Below are 17,958 nucleotides of genomic sequence, written 5' to 3' on the forward strand. Positions count from 1 at the left end.
CCATGAAACAGATCACCGCCATCGTCAAACCGTTCAAGCTGGAAGAGGTGCGCGAGGCCCTGGGCGACTGCGGCGTCACCGGCCTGACAGTGACCGAGGTCAAGGGCTTCGGCCGCCAGAAGGGCCACACCGAGTTGTACCGCGGCGCCGAGTACGTGGTGGACTTCCTGCCCAAGGTGAAGGTGGAAGTGGTGGTGAAGACCGAAGACGTTGACCGCTGCGTGGACGCCATCATCAAGGCTGCGCGCACGGGCAAGATCGGTGACGGCAAGATTTTCGTCACCAGCGTGGAGCGCGTGGTGCGCATCCGTACCGGTGAGCAGGACGAGAGCGCTGTCTAAGCGCTCCTCGTTGAGCTGAGGTCGGCTTGGTTGTTGACGCAATCAGGGCGGCCGATCTTTAGCTGCCGACGCCGCTGGGGTGCGTGGCAGCCTGATCCTGCGAGGACTGAGTGTTGCGGTGGCTCGATCCCTCAAGCCAAATCAGTTGTTCAACGCGGCACTCACCATGCCCATCTCGGCGTTGCTCAGCAAAGCCTCCATGTTCATCACGATCAGCATGCGCTCGCCGATGTTGGCCAGGCCGGTGATGAAGCGGGCATCGATGGCGGCGTCGAACTGCGGCGCCGGCTTGATGGCCTGGGCGCTCAGCGTCACCACATCGGAGACGGCGTCCACCACCGCGCCGATCACGGTGCCGCGCACGTTGAGGATGATGACCACGGTGAACTCGGTGTATTCGACCTTGGCGATGTTGAGCTTCAGGCGCAGGTCCACGATGGGGACGATGACGCCGCGCAGGTTGACCACACCCTTGATGAAATTGGGCGCGTTGACCATGCGGGTGGGCTCCTCGTAGGAGCGGATTTCCTGCACCCGCAGGATGTCGATCGCATACTCCTCGGAGCCCAGCCGCAGCGTCAGGTACTGGCCGCCGTCGGCCAGGCTTTCCGCGGCCTTGTTGGGGGTGTTGGGCCGGCCGAATGCCTGGGACTTTTGGGTGGTTTCCATCGTTGTCGCTTCCTTGGACGCTGGGCGCGGTTGAATCATGATACACGCCCGTGCACCGATTATGAAGCATGAAGGCAAACCCTAGTGCCCTGCGCAGCCAAGCGCGGCTACGCTAGTCCGCAGGAGACAAATGCGCGATGAAATCACTCAGCGGCCTGGACGCCACTTTCCTGTACCTCGAGACCCCGGAAATGCCCATGCATGTGGGCTCCATGAACGTGTACGAACTGCCGCCGGACTTCAAGGGCAGCTTCCACCAGGCGGTGAAGGCGCACATCGCCCGGCGCATCCACCTGTCGCCCATCTTCACGCGCAAGCTGGCCTTCATGCCGTTCGACCTCGGGCACCCGATCTGGGTGGAGGCCGATGAGGTGGATCTGGACCATCACATCCGCAAGGTGCCGGGCAGCAACATCACGCTCAGGATGATGGAGGCCACCTGCGCCAAATTGCACAGCCGCCTGCTGGACCGCGAGCACCCGCTGTGGGAGTTCCATATTTTCGACAGCCTGAAGTCGCCACCCGGAAAACGCCTGGCGGGCTTTTATGCCAAGGTGCACCACGCCGGGCTGGACGGCAAGGGCGGCACCGTGCTGGCCAACGCCATGCTGGACCTGACCCCCGTGCCGCGCGACGTGCCGCCACCTGACCCGGCGCGCTCGGGGCCCAGGCGCGCCGACCTGAAGGTGGGCGAGATGATAGGCGCGGCACTGTCCAACACCATGGCGCAGTACGTGAAGATCGCGCGCATGCTGCCGCAAACCGCCAGCAGCCTGGGCCAGGCGGTGGCCGGGCAATCGCTGGCGCGTAAAAGCGACTCGGGTTTGGCGCTGAAGTCACCGGTATCGCTGGCCCCCAAGACGCCGTTCAACACCGCCATCGGCATTCAGCGCGATTTCGCCACCGTCAGCCTGCCGTTTGCCGACTGCAAGGCCATGGCCAAGGCGGTGGGCGGCAGCTTCAACGACGTGGTGCTGTGGCTGTGCGCCACCGCGCTGCGCGGCTACCTCGCCAAGCACGACCATATCCCCAAAAAACCGCTGATCGCCGCCATGCCGGTGAGCCTGCGCGAAGAGAACAACAAGGAGATGAACAACCAGGCCTCGGCCTCGCTGGTGGACCTGGCCACCCACATCGCCCAGCCGCACAAGCGCATGCAGGCCATCATGGCCAGCACCGCCAAGGTGAAGGCCGCGCTGGCCAGCCTCAAGGGTGTGCTGCCCACCAACTACCCCGGCCTGCTGGCGCCGCTGTGGGTGGGCGGCGCGGCCAAGGTGGCGGCGCGCACGCTGCGCATCGGCGGTGTGCTGGAGCGGCTGCCGGCCTTTGCCAACGTGGCCATCAGCAATGTGCCGGGCCCGCAGGTGCCGCTGTACCTGGCTGGCGCGCGCATGCAGACCTATTACCCCTTGAGCATCGTCTCGCACGGCCTGGCCTTGAACATCACCATTCAGACCTACGCCGGCAGCGTGGACTTTGGCCTGATCGCCGGCAAGCAGGCCGTGCCCGGCCTGCATGAACTGGCCGATGGGCTGAAGGCGGCCTTCGACGACGGCAAGAAGCTGTTTGTGACGGCGCCCGCGCATGAAGCGCCAGCCTCAGTAGTAACCCGCAAGCCCAGCGCGAAGAAAGTCACCAAGGTGACGCAAAGCGAGACGCCCGCCTCTAAAGCGCGCAGCAAAGCCAAGGCCCCAGCGAAGAAAGCTGTTACCGTTACCAACACTACAACTGCCAGGAAACAGGCAGGCCCCCGAAAGGCCACCTGACTTCCGCGTACACGATGACACGCTCGACGAGACAACGCAGCAGCAAGCACCCCGGCCATACTCAGGCTGTCCAGGCCACCCCCTCCCGACCCCACGCCGCGCACCCGCCGGCCCCCAACGCCCTGCTGATGGCGATGGAATTCCGCGCGCCGTGGGAGTTCGGCGCCCTGCTGCCAGCCTGGCCGCTGCTGCAGCGCGCGCCGGCGGGCGATGGCCATGCCGTCATCGTGTTCCCCGGCCTGTCGGCCAGCGACGCCTCCACACTGCCGTTGCGCGGCTACCTGCAAAGCCTGGGTTATGACGTCTCGGGCTGGAACCAGAACTTCAACTTCGGCCCGCGCGTGGGCGTGCTGGACGCCGCGCGCCGCCAGGTGGAGGACACCTGCGCCGCCAGTGGCCGCAAGGTGAGCCTGATTGGCTGGAGCCTGGGTGGCGTGTATGCGCGTGAGTTGGCCAAGCTGCTGCCACATTGCGTGCGCGGCGTGCAGACGCTGGGCACGCCGTTCAACGGCTCGCCCAAGAGCACCAATGCATGGCGCGTCTACGAGCTGACCAGCGGGCGCAGCGTGGAGCATGAGACCGAACTGTTCCAGCTGCCCGAGGCGCCGCCGGTGCCCACCACTTCGATCTACTCGCGCACCGACGGCGTGGTGGCCTGGCAGGCCAGCCTGCAGGACGCCACCAAGGCCGCCCACCCGCACACCGAGAACATCGAGGTCTATGCCAGCCACATCGGCCTGGGTCTGAACCCCACCGCGTGGTGGGCGGTGGCTGATCGGCTGGCGCAGGTCGAGAGCCAATGGCAGCCGTTCAAGCGGCCCAAGGGACTGCAGGGCGCGCTGTTTCCGAACCCGGATCGCTGAGAAAAACAAAAAGGGGCCGCGAGGCCCCTTTTCATTTGGCGCGTGGCCGCCGGACCTGTGCTCAGGCGTGCTCCTTGTTGTAGTTGGCGATGCCGTCCATGATTTCCTTCATGGCCGACTCCGGGCCTTCCCAGCCCAGGATCTTGACCCACTTGCCCTCTTCCAAGTCCTTGTAGTGCTCGAAGAAGTGCGAGATGGTCTTCAGCCGCAGCGGGTTCAGGTCTTCCGGCTTCTTCCACTGCGTGTACAGCGACAGGATCTTGTTGGTCGGCACCGCCAGCACCTTGCCGTCTTCGCCAGCCTCGTCCTGCATCTTCAGGATGCCGATCGGGCGGCAGGTCACCACCACGCCGGGAATCAGCGGCACCGGGGTGATCACCAGCACGTCCACCGGGTCACCGTCACCACTGATGGTCTTGGGCACATAACCGTAGTTGGTCGGGTAGTGCATGGCGGTGCTCATGAAGCGGTCGACGAAGATGGCGCCAGATTCCTTGTCCACCTCGTACTTGACGGGGTCGGCGTTCATGGGGATTTCGATGATGACGTTGAAGGCTTCGGGAACCTTGTCGCCGGGGGTGACTTTGTCGAGGGACATGATGAGAAATGCTCTGCTGGGTTGACGGCCGCACGGGAACCGTTGAGCCGCTGGGGAAAACCCTTATTTTGCCTGAAGTAGCTGACGCATTTCCTACGCGGCCCTGTTGGCCGCCAGGGTGCCAAGCTTGGTCCCCAACCAGGCCATCGGCAAGTAGGCCCCCAGCAAGTCCAAGGCGATGAACCAGGCCGGCGCCGGAATCATGAAACTGGCCGCCACGCCACCGCAGAGGAAAAGAATGCCTATGCCGTAAGCGAATCGCGCCTTGTGGCTGGCCGCCACCATGAAGGCCACGAAGACGCCCGCGAGCGTGCCCAACGCGTGCGCCAGGAAAGGCATGACGAAATGCCGCGCCTCAAACAGATGAATGCCCTTGGCCAGGCTGTCCGCATTGCGCACATCCACGCCCGCCGGCGGAGGAATCAGCGCCGGGCCCAGCGTGATCAACGCCATGTTGACGCATGAGCCGATGACAAAGCCCAGAACCAGGGCCAGCAGGTTGCGCAGCAGCTTGGGCATGAACTCTCTCTCCTTGACCAGACAGCGGCATTGTCCAATGCCTGAGCCTGCTTGGCGATGCCCCTGGTGTTTGACCCAGGTCACGGGTTCCTCAGGACAAACCCTGAATTTACAAACCGCGCAACACCCGCGCAACCGAAATCGTTGCATTTCGCGTTACATTCCGTTCGTTGGCCAATCGCCTTTCCCCAGCAACAGCTGCTGGCAGGCGGCGAGGAAGCAACGCAGCGGAGATGCCGCCAGCGTTGCCAGCAGCATCTCCAGTGAGCGAACCAACCTGTGAACCGGACAGGATGGGGCTCTGGCCAACGTTTCACCAAAGCGCCACGCCTGGGCCTTGTCCTTCACTGACAAGGAGAAAAACATGACTGGCAATTTTGCGCTGATGGTAGCGCTGGTAGGCGGCCTGATCGCCGTGGCTTACGGCTTCTGGGCCCGAAGTTGGATTCTTTCCCAGGACGCCGGCAACGCCCGCATGCAGGAGATCGCGGCGGCCATTCAGACCGGCGCCGCCGCCTACCTGTCGCGACAGTACAAGACCATTTCCGTCGTCGGCGTGGTGCTGGCCATTTTGATCGGCGTCTTCCTGGATCTGCAAACCGCCATCGGCTTTGTCGTCGGCGCGTTCCTGTCGGGCGCCTGTGGCTTCATCGGCATGAACGTGTCGGTGCGCGCCAATGTGCGCACCGCCCAGGCCGCCACCAAGGGCATTGGCCCGGCGCTGGACGTCGCCTTCCGCGGCGGTGCCATCACCGGCATGCTGGTGGTGGGGCTGGGCCTGCTGGGCGTGGCCGGTTTCTACTACTACCTGATTGGCAACGGCCAGGTCAACACGCACAACCTGAACCCGCTGATCGGCTTTGCCTTCGGCTCCTCGCTGATTTCCATCTTCGCCCGCCTGGGCGGTGGCATTTTCACCAAGGGCGCCGACGTCGGTGCCGACCTGGTGGGCAAGGTGGAAGCCGGCATTCCCGAGGATGACCCGCGCAACCCCGCCGTGATCGCCGACAACGTGGGTGACAACGTGGGCGACTGCGCCGGCATGGCCGCCGACCTGTTCGAGACCTATGCAGTGACGCTGATCGCCACCATGGTGTTGGGCGCGCTGCTGCTGGGCGAAGCCGGGCGCGGCGCAGTGCTCTATCCGCTGGCGCTGGGCGGTGTGTCCATCGTCGCCTCCATCATCGGCTGCTTCTTCGTCAAGGCCTCGCCGGGCATGAAGAACGTGATGCCGGCGCTGTACAAGGGCCTGGCCGTGTCGGGCGTGCTGTCGCTGATCGCCTTCTGGTTCGTCACGCACCAGATGTTCCCGCAGCTGGTGTCGCTGACCGATGGCAGCTGGATCACCGAGAAGCGCCTGTTCGCCTGCTGCGCCGTCGGCCTGGTGCTGACCGGCGCATTGGTGTGGGTCACCGAGTACTACACCGGCACCCAGTACGCGCCAGTGCGCCACATCGCACAAGCCTCCACCACCGGCCACGGCACCAACATCATTGCCGGCCTGGGCGTGTCCATGCGCTCCACCGCCTGGCCGGTGATCTTCGTCTGCTTCGCCATTGGCGCCACCTTCTGGCTGGCAGGCCTGTACGGCGTGGCCGTGGCCGCCACCTCCATGCTGAGCATGGCCGGCATCGTGGTCGCGCTGGACGCCTACGGCCCCATCACCGACAACGCCGGCGGCATTGCCGAAATGGCCGAGCTGCCCGACAGCGTGCGCGACGTCACCGACCCGCTGGACGCGGTGGGCAACACCACCAAGGCGGTGACCAAGGGCTATGCCATCGGCTCCGCCGGCCTGGCCGCGCTGGTGCTGTTTGCCGACTACACGCACAAGCTGGAGGAGTTTGGCCGCCACATCACCTTCGACCTGAGCGACCCCAAGGTCATCATCGGCCTGTTCATCGGCGGGCTGATCCCCTACCTGTTCGGTGCCATGGCGATGGAGGCCGTGGGCCGCGCCGCCGGCGCCGTGGTGGTGGAAGTGCGCCGCCAGTTCCGCGACATCAAGGGCATCATGGACGGCACCGGCAAGCCCGAGTACGACACCGCGGTGGACATGCTGACCACGGCGGCCATCAAGGAAATGATGATTCCGTCGCTGCTGCCCGTGGTGGTGCCCATCGTGGTGGGCCTGATCCTGGGCCCCAAGGCGCTGGGCGGTCTGCTGATGGGCACCATCATCACCGGCCTGTTCGTGGCCATCTCCATGTGCACCGGCGGCGGTGCCTGGGACAACGCCAAGAAGTACATCGAAGACGGCAACCATGGCGGCAAGGGCTCGGAGGCACACAAGGCCGCCGTCACCGGCGACACCGTGGGCGACCCCTACAAGGACACGGCCGGCCCGGCGGTGAACCCGCTGATCAAGATCATCAACATCGTGGCGCTGCTGATCGTGCCGCTGATGATGAAGTTCCACGGCGGCCCGCCGCCCGCCCCGGCGCCGGAACCGCTGCCGCTGGTGGCACCGGCAGCAGCCACATCGGCACCCAGCATGGCGGCGCCTGTTGCAGCCGACAACGCATCGGCACCGGCACCCGCGGCCAGCAAGTAAACCGCTGAGCCGGCCAACAAAAAGACCCGCCTAGGCGGGTCTTTTTTGTTTCTGGCCTTGCCTCAACTCACGCCGGCCCTGCCACCACGCCGCGCACCAGCGCGCTGGCCGTGGCCAGGAACTGGCCCAGGTCCTGCACGGTGTCGTTCTCTATCGCCTGCAACACCAACTCGTTGACGGCGCCGACGATCGCCATGGCCATCTCGGCGCTGATGGCGTGCGGCCCGTGCATGCTGTTGATGGACTGCATGACAAAGTCGGCGATCTCGCGGTTCACGCGCCGGCGCGCAGCCAGGCCGGGTGGTCCCAGCGACAGGATTTCAATGAACAGCGTGCGCAACAGCACCGGGTTGCTGGCCAGGCAGCCCAGGTAGGCGGCCAGCGCCCGATCGACCTGGCGCTGCCAGTCCAGCCTGGGGTCTATGGCATCGCGCAGCACCTTCAGGCTGGCGTGGCTGGCCGCTTCGTACAGCGCGATCAGGCAGTCGGCCTTGGTCTGGAAGTGCTCGTAGAAGGTGCGGCGTGACACTGCGGCCGCCCGCACGATGTCGGCGATGGTGGTGTCGGCGTAGCCCTTTTCGGACACGCACTGCGCCATGCCATCAAACAGGCGACGGCGATGGTCCGAAGTGCTGCGGGACGGTGTAATGACGGTCATACAGTCGAATATTGTCACTGGTTTACAAATGGTACTTGACAGTACCGATCATTTGTCGCACCATTCAACAACGGTACGAAACCGTACCCATGCCATGCCATGCCATGCCCCCAGATTGGAACCTCCATGACAGACCTCGTTGTGCGCCGTTTGCTGATTGACCTCGAAACCCCCATCGCGCGTCATTGGTGCAATGGCGATGCCTTCCGCACCGCCCTGTTCAATGCGCTGTCCATGAGCTTTCCGGAAGGCGAACAGTTCTTCATCGACGCGGTGCGTGCCGGACTGAAGGCCTTGCCGCCCGAGCAGCAGCAGCGCTTTGCCAAGGAAGTGCAGGGTTTCATCGGGCAGGAGGCCACGCACCGGCGCATCCATGCGCTGTTCAACGCCCATCTGGACCGCTTCGGCCTGGTCAACAAGATCGGCCCGAATGTGCCGGCGCGCAACCACGTGCTGGCCGGCGCCGATGTGCGCCACGCGCTGGGCATCACCGCCGCCATCGAACATTTCACCGCCATCCTGGCCGAGTGGTGGCTGAGCAACGACGACCTGTTCGACGGCTGCGAACCGCGCCTGAAGACCATGTGGATGTGGCACAGCGCCGAGGAATCCGAGCACCGCAGCACCGCGTTCGATCTTTACCACGCGTTGGGCGGCAACCATGAGTGGCGCATCACCTGGTTCAACCGCCTGACCTATGTGTTCATCACCGACGTCTGGCGCCAGACGGTGGACAACCTGCGGCGCGACGGCACGCTGTGGCGCTGGAGCACCTGGAAGAGCGCGGCCAGCTTCCTGATTGGCAAGCGTGGCCTGTTGCGCGAGGTGTACCCAGCCTGGAAGGCCTACAAGCGCAAGGATTTCCACCCCAGCCAGCAAGAGAGCGAACTGTCGCGCCAATGGCTGGCCAACAACACGCAGACCTACACGCCGGTCAATCGCGAACCTGCGCCCGCTGCCGCCTGACCACCCCATTCTGGCTTGCGTGCCTGCGTTCCGGCGTTGGCAGCCAGAAAGTTAGAGCCCGGTAAACACATCCATCGCCCGCCAAGGCACCGTCACCCGCACGTCCACACCCTCCTTCGCACCGCGCCGCGTCAAGAACTGCATCGTCACATCGAAGTGATCGACCAGCACGGGCAAGGGTTGCAGCGGCTGGTCCGAGGGCAGCCAGAAGTCTTCCCAATGGATGGGCAACACACGTTTGGCGCCGACGGCCTGCACCACACCCTGCCACAGCGCGTCGCGCTGGGCGTCCGACAACGCCCCCAACGTGCCCACGCCCATGAGCACCACGTCGGCGCGCACGCCGGCGAGCGCACCAGGCACGAAGCCGGCGCTGCCGGTGATCAGCAACGAACGGCCCGGGCGGCTCTCGTGCTGCACCAACACCGTGTAGTTCTGCCCTTCCTTGTAGGCCGTGGCGCGGGCCGGTGGCGTCAGCGGCTCGTTGATCTCACCGCCGGTGAAGCCCGTGTCCGGGTGACGCCCGGCCAGCAGCGTGACGGTGAAGCGGCCAAAGCGCTGTGGCTGGCCCAGCACGGCGATGCGGATTTGCGCCTCCGGCAGCCCCCAGCCACGCCCCACATTGGCGCTGGAGCTGGAGCCCAGCAGCAGCGCGCCGGTGCGTTTGGCCACTTCGGGGGCGTCCAGCGCATGGTCATAGTGCGAATGCAGGGGGATCACCGCCGCCAGCCGGCCCACCTGCCCGGTCCGCGTGGCCAGACCGGCGCGCGCCAGGCCGCGGCTGATGGCTTCCAGGTCAGGGGCGATCTTGCTGGTGAAGGTCTGCCCCATGCCAGGGCGGGAGAAAAAACCATCGGTCAGCAAGGCGGTTTCGCCGTCGTCGAGCAGCACCGTGGCCACACCCAGCCAGCTGACTTTCAGGCTGGCGCCTGGCGCTGTGGCAGCCGGCACCGGTTGGCGCCACCATAAAGCTTCAAAGGGTGTCAGACTGGGGCGCTCCTGCAGGCGCCAGCCGACAACGGCCGCAGCCAGCGCCGCCAACAAGGCCAGCAGGCCCAGGCCCCACCTGACGTAACGCATGGGCCGGTTCAGCCGAACACGCTGGCTTCCTGCTTGGTGGTCCAGTCTATCGGGTCTTGCTGCAACACCATGTCGATGTCCAGCTTCAGGTTCAACGCCACCTCATCGGGGAAGTTGTCGGCCAGCTGGCCGGCGTCGTAGTCGGCCTCCTTGGCACGGGCTCGCCAGGCCGACAGGTGCAGGATGCCAGCCAGCGGCTCATAGACCTCGTTCTGGAACGGCGCTACCTGGGTCTCCAGCGCGTCCACGATGTTCTTGGGGAAGTGCCAGGCACGCGCAAAGCCGGCCCCCACCTGCGCGTAGCAGTAGCCCAGCAGTTCCAGCTCGGCCGCCGCACGCCGCGGGAGCAACGGCGCCACCGTCTTGTCCAGCGCCACCATCTTGGCCGGCATGCCGCCGTGCATCACCAGTTCGCCCACGGCGTGTATCAGGCCGGTGGTGAAGGCGGTGGAGGAATTGGTCTTGAGCATGCCCGCCAGCGTGCGCGCCAGCTTGGCCACGTTGAGGCTGTAACGCCAGAACTGTGGCATATCCATGCCGGCAATGTGCGAGAAGGCCCCGCCCACCGCCGCCGCGCACACCAGCGCCCGCAACTGCCCCAGCCCCAGCACGGCCAGCGCCTCGGACACCGAGCCGGCCGGCTTGGCGAGCTGGAACATGGCCGAATTAGCCATCTGCAGCAGCCGGGTGGTCAGCGCCGGGTCGGTCTTGACCCATTGGCTGATCTTTCGCAGATCCGGCTCGTCCTGCTCCAGCTCACTGAGCAGTTGGGACACCACCTTGGGGATGCTGGGCAAGGCCACCGGAGAGGCCAGCAGGTCTTTCAGTTCCATAAATTCACGCCGGGGGAAATGACGCTCGGTTTGCGCAGAAATGAACAGCCCCTAGGATACTTCCAAATCCAATTCTTCCAAATTGCTGCAAAATCCGTGTCAGCCGCCGACACCACAGCCGGCGCGGAACAAATACATGAAGATTCTTGTAGTTGACGACCATGCGTTGATCCGCGAGGGCATGCGCCAGGTCCTGAAGGGCATGGACGAGGACCTGACGGTCCTGGAGGCGTCCACCTGCGCGCAGGCTTTCGAGTTGGCAGCCGGCCACCCCGACCTGGACGTGGTGCTGCTGGATTACCACCTGCCGGACATGAACGGCCTGACCGCGTTGGACCGCTTTGGCCAGAACCACCCGGAGTTGCCAGTCATCATGGTATCGGGCTCGGTCAGCCCGGAGATCATGCGCCAGGTACTGAGCGCCGGGGCGGCCGGCTTCATCCCCAAGACCAGCAAGAGCGAGGTTCTGTTGTCGGCGCTCGGCCTGGTGCTGGCCGGCGAGGTGTATGTGCCGCCGGAAATGCTGCTGCAGCATGCCCACGGCGCCACCGCGCCAGCGCCGGCCACAGGCGAAGGTGGGCGCGGCGCACCGGAATTGACGCCGCGCCAGGTGGAGGTGTTGCAACACCTGCTGGACGGGCGCTCCAACCGCGAGATCGGCGCCGCCATGCACCTGTCCGAAGAGACCATCAAGAACCACGTCACCTCCCTGCTGAGGCTGTTCGAGGTGCAGACGCGCACCCAGGCGGTGATCGCCGCCACCCGCCACGGTTTCAAGTCCAGTCAGCCGGCAGGCTTGAACTAGCCCCCACGGTCGCTCACTGCGTGTAGCTCCCTGGACAGGCCGATGGCCTGAGGCCATGGCTCTTCAGCCCGTCCCAGCCTGCGCAGGCAGGCTGTGAGCCGCAGGCTTCAGCCCCGAGGGGGCCGTGGTTCCCTTGGGGCGGCCCGGCGGGAACCGGGCTTCACCCACTAATCTGCTTTGCCTAAGCGGCGCAAAAGATTGCGCAGCTTTGCGGGCCGCACCGGCTTGTGCAGCAGCACCAGCCCGGCGGCGCGGGCTTGTTGCAGCACTTCGGCGTCGGTGTCGCCGCTGACCAGGCAGGCCGGAATGGCGCGGCCGCTGATCTCGCGCAGCAGCCGCACGGTGCCTATGCCGTGGTGGCCATCACGCAGCCGGTAGTCGCTGACGATGACGTCGGGCAGCGGGCCGAGGCGCAGCCGGTCACAGGCGGTCTGCTGGCCGTCGGCCAAAGTGACGGTGCAGCCCCAGGACCCCAGCAAATCGGCCAGCGCGGCACTGCCCAGGCTGTCGTCTTCCACCACCATCACGTGCAGGCCGGCCAGCTCGTCCATGGGCACGCTGTCGGAGCTGGCCTCGTGCGCAGCGTCGGATTGCGTGGCCGCCAACGGCACCGTGACCGAAAAACGCGTGCCGCAACCGGGCTGTGAGCGCATCGCCAGCGGATGCGCCAGCAGCCGGCAACTGCGCTCGACGATGGACAGGCCCAGGCCCAGGCCCTTGGTGCGGTCACGCTCCAGGTTGCCGATCTGGAAGAATTCAGCGAACACCTTTTGCTGGTGCTCTGCGGCAATGCCCATGCCGCTGTCCCACACCTCGATGCGCATCTGCGTGCCCCCCTTGAGCGGGCGGCAGGCCACCAGCACCGTGCCGCTGGGGGTGTAGCGCACCGCGTTGCTGACCAGGTTCAGCACCACCCGGTGCAGCAGGATGGGGTCGCTCAGCACCCAGGCCCGCGAGGGGCGAAAGCGCAGCCGCAAGCCTTTTTCGGCGGCGGCGGACGCGAAGGCGTTGCGCACCTGTTCGAACACGCTCTCGATCGGAAAGGCCAGCACCCGCACGTGCACCGACTCGGCTTCCAGCCGGGACAGGTCCAGCAGCGCATCCAGCATGTCCTGCAGGGCGCGCACCGAGGCGTCCAGCCCGGCCACCACGCGCTTGGTCTGGGCATCGCCCTGCAACTGCGCCAAGCGGGCGACGAACATGCCCAACGCGTGGGCGGGCTGGCGCAGATCGTGGCTGGCGGCGGCCAGAAAGCGCGATTTCGCCCGGGTGGCGGTTTCTGCCTCCTCCTTGCGCGCGCGCAGCTCCAGCGTGGCGGCCAGCACCTGCTGCTGCAACTCCTCGCGGCCGGATTTCAGGCTGATGGCCATCTGATTCAGACCCAGCTGCAGGTCGCGCAACGGGTCATCGTCGCGCACTGTCTGTTGCTCCGAAAAGTCGCCCTGTCCGATGCGTTCGATGCGCCGCGACACCCGCAGCACCGGCTGGATCACGCCACGCGCGATGCGCAGCGCCAGCAGGCAGCTGACCAGCAGCCCGCCCAGGGTCACGCCCAGGCCCAGCAGCAGCAACCGGCGCCGGCGCGCCAGCAGCGACTCGCGCGAAAACTCCACCACCACATGCCCCAGCAACTGCTGCCCGACATCGCCGGCCAGCGAGTTGCGCTCGAAGATGTCTCCCAGCGAGTGGCTGGTGCTGGCGATGGGCTGCACCAGCAGTTCGGTGGCGCCATCGGCATCGGCCTGCGCGCTCTCGGTGGCGCCCAGCAACGGCAGCGAGCTGTACCCCACCCTGCCGGCGCGAGCCATCAGGCGGGAGCGGTTGTCGAAAATGCTGACCGACAGCACGTCGGGCTCGCGCATGGCGCCGTTGACCAGGGTCTGCAGGTTGTCCACGGCGCCGGCAAAGACGCCAAACTCGCCGGCTGCGGCGAGCTGGCGTATCAGCGCCTTTTGCTGCTGCAAATGGGCCTGCTGCACATCGGTCACGCGCCCGAACATGAACACCGCCGACAGCAGCACGGCCACCACCACCAACGGCAGCATGGCGGCCAGCAGGATGCGGGTGCGAATGCCGTAGCGCTTCATCGCCCACGCTCCTGGCGCCGCAGCGCCTCGGTCAGCGCGCCGGCATCCAGCACCAGGCCCAGCGAGCGCGCCACGTTGTCGTTGACGCCGACGGTGAACTCCTGCGGGTATTGCGACACGATGGCGCTGGCACGGCCGCGCAACACACCCAGCGCGATGACACCGGCCTGGCGGCCGATCTGGCCGGCGGTGCTGTACAGCGCCAGCAGCGCGCCGGCGCGCACATAGGCGGGCGAAAACGCCACCATCGGCACCCGGGCGCGGAAAGAAGCCAGCAGGATGTTCTGTATGGTGGTGCTGTTGTAGAGCTGCCGGTCTGGCACGGCCAGCAGCACGTCGGCTTCTTCCAGCACCTTTTTCAGGTTCGGGTAGATGGGCTCGCCCGGCTCGGCGCGCACGCCGACGAACTGCATGCCCCGGCCCTTGACCGACGACTCCACGGCGCCGGCCCAGCTTTGGAAGTCCGGCCCCCACAGCATGCCCACCCGGCGCGCATGTGGCAAGGCCAGGCGCAACAGGTCCAGCTGGCGGCCCACTGGCTGGTCCAGGTACAGCGCGGCAAACTCACCCGATACGCGCCGGCCGGATTCGCGCTGGATCTGCTCAAAGGCCTCGCGCGGCAACAGGGCACACAACACCATGGCGCTGTCGGGTCGCCTGGCCAACGCGCGCGCTGCCTCAGCCCCCAGGCTGATGAACATGCGCGGCGCCGGGCCGCCGCCCGCCGCCAGCTCGGTCAGCCGCATCACGGCGATGTCGCGGCGCGCGATGCCGCCGTGCTCCAGCTCAATGGTCAAGGCCTCCACCGCCTCGGTGTAGCTGTCGCCCAGTTCGCTGGCCACGATCACCACCGCCGGCTCGGCCGCCCTGGCCGGGGCCGCCGCGCACAGCAGGCCCAGCAGCAGGCAGAGAATCGATAAACCGCGCATGGGCTACCGGAACGCTCAGTTTTCCAGGCTCAGGGTGACGAAAGCGCGTCGCTGGAACTGGAACAGCGGGTCAAAATCGCGGTACGGGCCGCCCAGACTCTGGACCACCAACGCCAGCTCACCGTGACGGCCACCCCAACGCAGCGTCTTGGCCAGGCGGACATCGACGCGGCTGAGCGGGAACTTCTGGTTCGAGCCCTGCAGCGTCTCGGTGCTGTGGTTCTGGAAAATCAGGCCCAGGTCCAGGTCACCGGCCAGTTTTTGGAACACCGCGACGGACGTGGCCCAGCGCGGCGCGGCATTCTGGGTGCCCGGGTCGCGGGAGCTGTCCTGGGTATAGGTCTGGCTGACGCTCATCTCAGCGCCCGGCCAGGGCCGGCATTTGAGCTGGTATTCCACGCCCTGGATGGTGAAGTCTTCGTTGTTCACGTAGTCCCACGGCGTGGAGGCCAGCACGGTGGTGCCGGCCGGCAACGCGTACTTCAGGCGGCGCACGAAGCCCTGGATGTGCTCGTTGAACACCCGCACGTCCAGGTCCAGCCCCAGGCGGGCAAAACTGCCCAGGTAGCCGATTTCAGTGGCGGTGACGTATTCCGGGTCCACATGGCCACGCGAACGCGTGGTGACCTGCAACGGCGTGCCGTTGAAGGCATACACCACGTCACTGAATTTCTCGAAGCTGCTGGGCGGCCTGAAGGCTTTGGAGACGCCAAAGCGCAACGTCTGGCCCTCGACCATGCGCCAGTTCAGCATCAGGCGCGGTGCGGTGTTGTTGTCCGACACATTGCTGTGCTCGGCCATCAAGCCGGCGTTGAGCAGCAGGCTGGGGGACAAACGCCATTCGATGTTGCCAAACAGCCGGTCAAAGCGGGTGACCAGCGGCGCGGCGCGGCCATACAAGGCCTGGGAGGTCACCTCTTCGCGGCGCAGTTCCATGCCCCAGACCCAGCGCAGGTCGGCGTTGGCGCGCACCGTGTGCTGGAACGACACGGTGTCGTTGCCGGCGCTGCCGCTGGCGCTGATGTCCACGGCACCTTTGATGCCGAACGGCGCCAGCGAGAACGGAAAGCTGTCAACGTAGCTCTCACGCGCATGCGAGACGCTGACCGCGAAGTCTTCATTCGGCGACAGGATGCGACGCCAGTCCAACTGCAGGTAACTGCTGCGCGAATATCGGTCGTGAAGGGCCTTGTCGGCACGGTTGGCAAAGCCCAGGCCGGAGGTCAGGTCCAGCGCGCCAGCGCGCAGTTGCAGCTCGTCACCGGCAGACGGGCGCAGGTCGGCCACCCAATTGACGCGGCCCAGCTGGTTGTGGCCATTGGCGCCCTCCAGTCCGGCGTCGCCCCGGCGGTCCAGCCCAAGGCGAAACGCGGCCCGCTCGTCGCCCCAGCTGATGCGCGCCTGCGCATCGCGCACGTGGCTTTCACCCACCGCCACGCTGCCCTGGGTACCGAGGGTGGCGATCGGGTCCAGCGTGACGATGTTGATCACGCCCAGGAAGGCGCGCGCGCCGTAGGCGGCCGAGTTGGAACCGCGCAGCACCTCGATGTGGTCGATGTCGACCAGGGCCACGGTCTGCAACCCCAGGGCGATGGAGCCGATCAGGAACGGCGAATACACCGAGCGCCCATCCACCAGCACCTGGATGCGGTTGGAAAACTCGCTGAAGCCGCCGTGGTAGCTGACCAGCGGGGCATCGGCCTCGAAGGCGTTGGAGGTCTGGAAACCCGGCACCAGGCGCAGCAGGTCAGCCACGTCCCGGGCGCCGGAGCGCCGTATCATGGCGCGGTCGATCACGGTGACGGCGCCGGGTGTCTCGTCCAGCCGCTGCGGCAGGCGCGACACCGACAGCACCACCGGCACGTCACCCAAAAACTCGCGCTCGGAGACCGCCACCGACGCTGGCGGCGAGCCCTGTGCCAGCGCGGCGCGGCCCAGCATGGCCAATACGGCGAACGAACAAACCGCCAGCTTCATGCCTGGCCCTCCTCGGCCCTGGTACGTGTTATGTCCATGTAGTATGGCCCATACCGGGCCGGCAAAACGGCGGAAAAGACGGTCCTGTTGGCGAAAAACCACCGCTGACGCCTGCCAAGACCGCACGCTGTAACGGGCATCCCGGAGGGTGGACAATAGCGCCATGTCCGAACGCGTGATCCCCATCGCAGCGCAATCCAGCGCCGCCTCGCTGGCCGCTGCGGCGCGCCAGCCGCTGGCCGCCAGCGGGCTGCTGCGGGACCAACTGGGCCGGCCGCTGCGTGACCTGCGCATCAGCGTCACCGACCGCTGCAACTTCCGCTGCAGCTACTGCATGCCCAAGGAAGTGTTCGACAGCAACTACAGCTACCTGCCGCATGCGTCCTTGCTGAGTTTTGAGGAGATCACCCGCCTGGCCACCCTCTTCGCCAGCCACGGCGTGCAAAAGCTGCGGCTGACCGGCGGCGAGCCACTGCTGCGCAAAAACCTGGAAGTGCTGGTGGCCCAGCTGGCGCAACTGCGCACGGTCGAGGGCCGGCCGCTGGACCTCACGCTGACCACCAACGGCTCACTGCTGGCGCGCAAGGCGCGGGCGCTGAAAGAAGCTGGCCTGCAGCGCGTGACGGTCAGCCTGGACGCACTGGACGACGCGGTGTTTCGTCGCATGAACGACGCCGACTTTCCGGTCGCCGACGTGCTGGACGGCATTGCCGCCGCGCAGGCCGCCGGCCTGGGGACGATCAAGGTCAACATGGTGGTCAAGCGCGGCACCAATGAGCAGGAAATCCTGCCCATGGCGCGGCATTTCCGCGGCACCGGCGTGGTGCTGCGCTTCATCGAGTACATGGACGTGGGCGTCACCAACGGCTGGCGCATGGACGAGGTGCTGCCCTCCAGCGAGGTGGTGCGGCGCATCGCCACTGAGCTGCCCCTGGTGCCGCTGGAGCACAGCGCGCCGGGCGAGACCGCGCAGCGCTGGGGCTACGCTGGCGCCGACGGCCGGCACGACCCGGCACTGGGCGAGATCGGCGTCATCTCCAGCGTCACCCAGGCCTTCTGTGGCGACTGCAACCGTGCCCGCCTGTCCACCGAGGGCAAGCTGTATCTGTGCCTGTTCGCCTCGCAGGGCCACGACCTGCGCGCCTTGTTGCGCGCCCCGGGCGGCGCCAGCGACGCAGAAATCACCAGCGCCATAGGCCATGTGTGGCAAGGCCGGGCCGACCGCTATTCAGAGTTGCGCGGCACCCTGCCCCAGGCTGCCGAGGCGCGGCGTGTGGAAATGAGCTACATCGGTGGCTGAAGCAGTGATGAAG

General features: G+C 66.3%; 16 protein-coding genes. 7 read left to right on the forward strand and 9 right to left on the reverse strand.

Features of this window, described 5'->3' with window-relative positions; all coding sequences use genetic code 11:
* The first annotated feature begins 2 nt into the window (after positions 1 to 2).
* A complete protein-coding gene (locus AC1DX2_RS04275; protein WP_477195042.1) occupies positions 3 to 341 on the forward strand; it encodes a P-II family nitrogen regulator in 339 nt (112 codons plus the stop codon).
* Between the two features lie 141 nt (positions 342 to 482).
* On the opposite strand, the gene AC1DX2_RS04280 is transcribed toward AC1DX2_RS04275, so the two are convergent.
* A complete protein-coding gene (locus AC1DX2_RS04280) occupies positions 483 to 1,010 on the reverse strand; it encodes a chemotaxis protein CheW (protein ID WP_477195043.1) in 528 nt (175 codons plus the stop codon).
* 137 nt (positions 1,011 to 1,147) lie between these two features.
* On the opposite strand from AC1DX2_RS04280, the gene AC1DX2_RS04285 reads away from it, so the two are divergent.
* A complete protein-coding gene (locus AC1DX2_RS04285; protein ID WP_477195044.1) occupies positions 1,148 to 2,776 on the forward strand; it encodes a wax ester/triacylglycerol synthase family O-acyltransferase in 1,629 nt (542 codons plus the stop codon).
* A gap of 14 nt (positions 2,777 to 2,790) precedes the next feature.
* The gene (locus tag AC1DX2_RS04290; RefSeq protein WP_477195045.1) at positions 2,791 to 3,639 is read left to right on the forward strand and encodes an esterase/lipase family protein; all 849 of its coding nucleotides are present in this window, start codon (positions 2,791 to 2,793) and stop codon (positions 3,637 to 3,639) included.
* Positions 3,640 to 3,700: 61 nt separating this feature from the next.
* On the opposite strand, the gene ppa is transcribed toward AC1DX2_RS04290, so the two are convergent.
* A complete protein-coding gene (ppa, locus tag AC1DX2_RS04295; RefSeq protein ID WP_477195046.1) occupies positions 3,701 to 4,237 on the reverse strand; it encodes an inorganic diphosphatase in 537 nt (178 codons plus the stop codon).
* A 93-nt stretch (positions 4,238 to 4,330) separates the two neighbouring features.
* Positions 4,331 to 4,756 (reverse strand): hypothetical protein, encoded by a 426-nt coding sequence (locus tag AC1DX2_RS04300; protein WP_477195047.1) that lies wholly within the window; start codon positions 4,754 to 4,756, stop codon positions 4,331 to 4,333.
* Between the two features lie 364 nt (positions 4,757 to 5,120).
* Here AC1DX2_RS04300 and AC1DX2_RS04305 point away from each other — a divergent pair, with 364 nt between their 5' ends.
* Positions 5,121 to 7,310, forward strand: a complete 2,190-nt coding sequence (locus AC1DX2_RS04305) for a sodium-translocating pyrophosphatase (protein WP_477195048.1) — start codon at positions 5,121 to 5,123, stop codon at positions 7,308 to 7,310.
* 67 nt (positions 7,311 to 7,377) lie between these two features.
* Here AC1DX2_RS04305 and AC1DX2_RS04310 read toward each other — a convergent pair whose 3' ends face one another.
* Positions 7,378 to 7,968 carry a TetR/AcrR family transcriptional regulator gene (locus AC1DX2_RS04310; protein WP_477195049.1) on the reverse strand — a complete coding sequence of 197 codons (591 nt, stop codon included), beginning with the start codon at positions 7,966 to 7,968 and terminating at the stop codon, positions 7,378 to 7,380.
* A gap of 126 nt (positions 7,969 to 8,094) precedes the next feature.
* Here AC1DX2_RS04310 and AC1DX2_RS04315 point away from each other — a divergent pair, with 126 nt between their 5' ends.
* On the forward strand, positions 8,095 to 8,934 hold the full coding sequence (locus tag AC1DX2_RS04315) for a metal-dependent hydrolase (protein ID WP_477195050.1): 840 nt from the start codon (positions 8,095 to 8,097) through the stop codon (positions 8,932 to 8,934).
* Positions 8,935 to 8,985: 51 nt separating this feature from the next.
* On the opposite strand, the gene AC1DX2_RS04320 is transcribed toward AC1DX2_RS04315, so the two are convergent.
* Together AC1DX2_RS04320 and AC1DX2_RS04325 are read right to left on the reverse strand one after the other, a co-directional pair.
* Positions 8,986 to 10,014 (reverse strand): MBL fold metallo-hydrolase, encoded by a 1,029-nt coding sequence (locus tag AC1DX2_RS04320; RefSeq protein ID WP_477195051.1) that lies wholly within the window; start codon positions 10,012 to 10,014, stop codon positions 8,986 to 8,988.
* An 8-nt stretch (positions 10,015 to 10,022) separates the two neighbouring features.
* The gene (locus tag AC1DX2_RS04325) at positions 10,023 to 10,847 is read right to left on the reverse strand and encodes an HDOD domain-containing protein (RefSeq protein ID WP_477195052.1); all 825 of its coding nucleotides are present in this window, start codon (positions 10,845 to 10,847) and stop codon (positions 10,023 to 10,025) included.
* 136 nt (positions 10,848 to 10,983) lie between these two features.
* Here AC1DX2_RS04325 and AC1DX2_RS04330 point away from each other — a divergent pair, with 136 nt between their 5' ends.
* Complete coding sequence (locus tag AC1DX2_RS04330) at positions 10,984 to 11,652, forward strand: response regulator (protein WP_477195053.1); 669 nt, start codon at positions 10,984 to 10,986, stop codon at positions 11,650 to 11,652.
* Between the two features lie 167 nt (positions 11,653 to 11,819).
* Here AC1DX2_RS04330 and AC1DX2_RS04335 read toward each other — a convergent pair whose 3' ends face one another.
* From AC1DX2_RS04335 to AC1DX2_RS04345, 3 genes are read right to left on the reverse strand one after another with little or no spacing between them, the layout of a single operon-like run.
* A complete protein-coding gene (locus AC1DX2_RS04335) occupies positions 11,820 to 13,739 on the reverse strand; it encodes a hybrid sensor histidine kinase/response regulator (protein ID WP_477195054.1) in 1,920 nt (639 codons plus the stop codon).
* A complete protein-coding gene (locus AC1DX2_RS04340; RefSeq protein WP_477195055.1) occupies positions 13,736 to 14,668 on the reverse strand; it encodes an ABC transporter substrate-binding protein in 933 nt (310 codons plus the stop codon). The genes AC1DX2_RS04335 and AC1DX2_RS04340 overlap by 4 nt, the downstream gene beginning before the upstream one ends.
* Positions 14,669 to 14,683: 15 nt before the next feature.
* The gene (locus AC1DX2_RS04345) at positions 14,684 to 16,645 is read right to left on the reverse strand and encodes a TonB-dependent receptor plug domain-containing protein (RefSeq protein ID WP_477195056.1); all 1,962 of its coding nucleotides are present in this window, start codon (positions 16,643 to 16,645) and stop codon (positions 14,684 to 14,686) included.
* 163 nt (positions 16,646 to 16,808) lie between these two features.
* On the opposite strand from AC1DX2_RS04345, the gene moaA reads away from it, so the two are divergent.
* A complete protein-coding gene (gene moaA, locus AC1DX2_RS04350; protein ID WP_477195057.1) occupies positions 16,809 to 17,945 on the forward strand; it encodes a GTP 3',8-cyclase MoaA in 1,137 nt (378 codons plus the stop codon).
* Positions 17,946 to 17,958: the final 13 nt, after the last annotated feature.

This window comes from Hylemonella sp. P2_B10 (assembly GCF_056404875.1).

Coding starts and splice junctions, on each gene's coding strand:
- AC1DX2_RS04275 (WP_477195042.1), top strand. CDS start 3: ATGAAACAGATCACCGCCATCGTCAAACCGTTCAAGCTGGAAGAGGTG.
- AC1DX2_RS04280 (WP_477195043.1), bottom strand. CDS start 1,010: ATGGAAACCACCCAAAAGTCCCAGGCATTCGGCCGGCCCAACACCCCC.
- AC1DX2_RS04285 (WP_477195044.1), top strand. CDS start 1,148: ATGAAATCACTCAGCGGCCTGGACGCCACTTTCCTGTACCTCGAGACC.
- AC1DX2_RS04290 (WP_477195045.1), top strand. CDS start 2,791: ATGACACGCTCGACGAGACAACGCAGCAGCAAGCACCCCGGCCATACT.
- ppa (WP_477195046.1), bottom strand. CDS start 4,237: ATGTCCCTCGACAAAGTCACCCCCGGCGACAAGGTTCCCGAAGCCTTC.
- AC1DX2_RS04300 (WP_477195047.1), bottom strand. CDS start 4,756: ATGCCCAAGCTGCTGCGCAACCTGCTGGCCCTGGTTCTGGGCTTTGTC.
- AC1DX2_RS04305 (WP_477195048.1), top strand. CDS start 5,121: ATGACTGGCAATTTTGCGCTGATGGTAGCGCTGGTAGGCGGCCTGATC.
- AC1DX2_RS04310 (WP_477195049.1), bottom strand. CDS start 7,968: ATGACCGTCATTACACCGTCCCGCAGCACTTCGGACCATCGCCGTCGC.
- AC1DX2_RS04315 (WP_477195050.1), top strand. CDS start 8,095: ATGACAGACCTCGTTGTGCGCCGTTTGCTGATTGACCTCGAAACCCCC.
- AC1DX2_RS04320 (WP_477195051.1), bottom strand. CDS start 10,014: ATGCGTTACGTCAGGTGGGGCCTGGGCCTGCTGGCCTTGTTGGCGGCG.
- AC1DX2_RS04325 (WP_477195052.1), bottom strand. CDS start 10,847: ATGGAACTGAAAGACCTGCTGGCCTCTCCGGTGGCCTTGCCCAGCATC.
- AC1DX2_RS04330 (WP_477195053.1), top strand. CDS start 10,984: ATGAAGATTCTTGTAGTTGACGACCATGCGTTGATCCGCGAGGGCATG.
- AC1DX2_RS04335 (WP_477195054.1), bottom strand. CDS start 13,739: ATGAAGCGCTACGGCATTCGCACCCGCATCCTGCTGGCCGCCATGCTG.
- AC1DX2_RS04340 (WP_477195055.1), bottom strand. CDS start 14,668: ATGCGCGGTTTATCGATTCTCTGCCTGCTGCTGGGCCTGCTGTGCGCG.
- AC1DX2_RS04345 (WP_477195056.1), bottom strand. CDS start 16,645: ATGAAGCTGGCGGTTTGTTCGTTCGCCGTATTGGCCATGCTGGGCCGC.
- moaA (WP_477195057.1), top strand. CDS start 16,809: ATGTCCGAACGCGTGATCCCCATCGCAGCGCAATCCAGCGCCGCCTCG.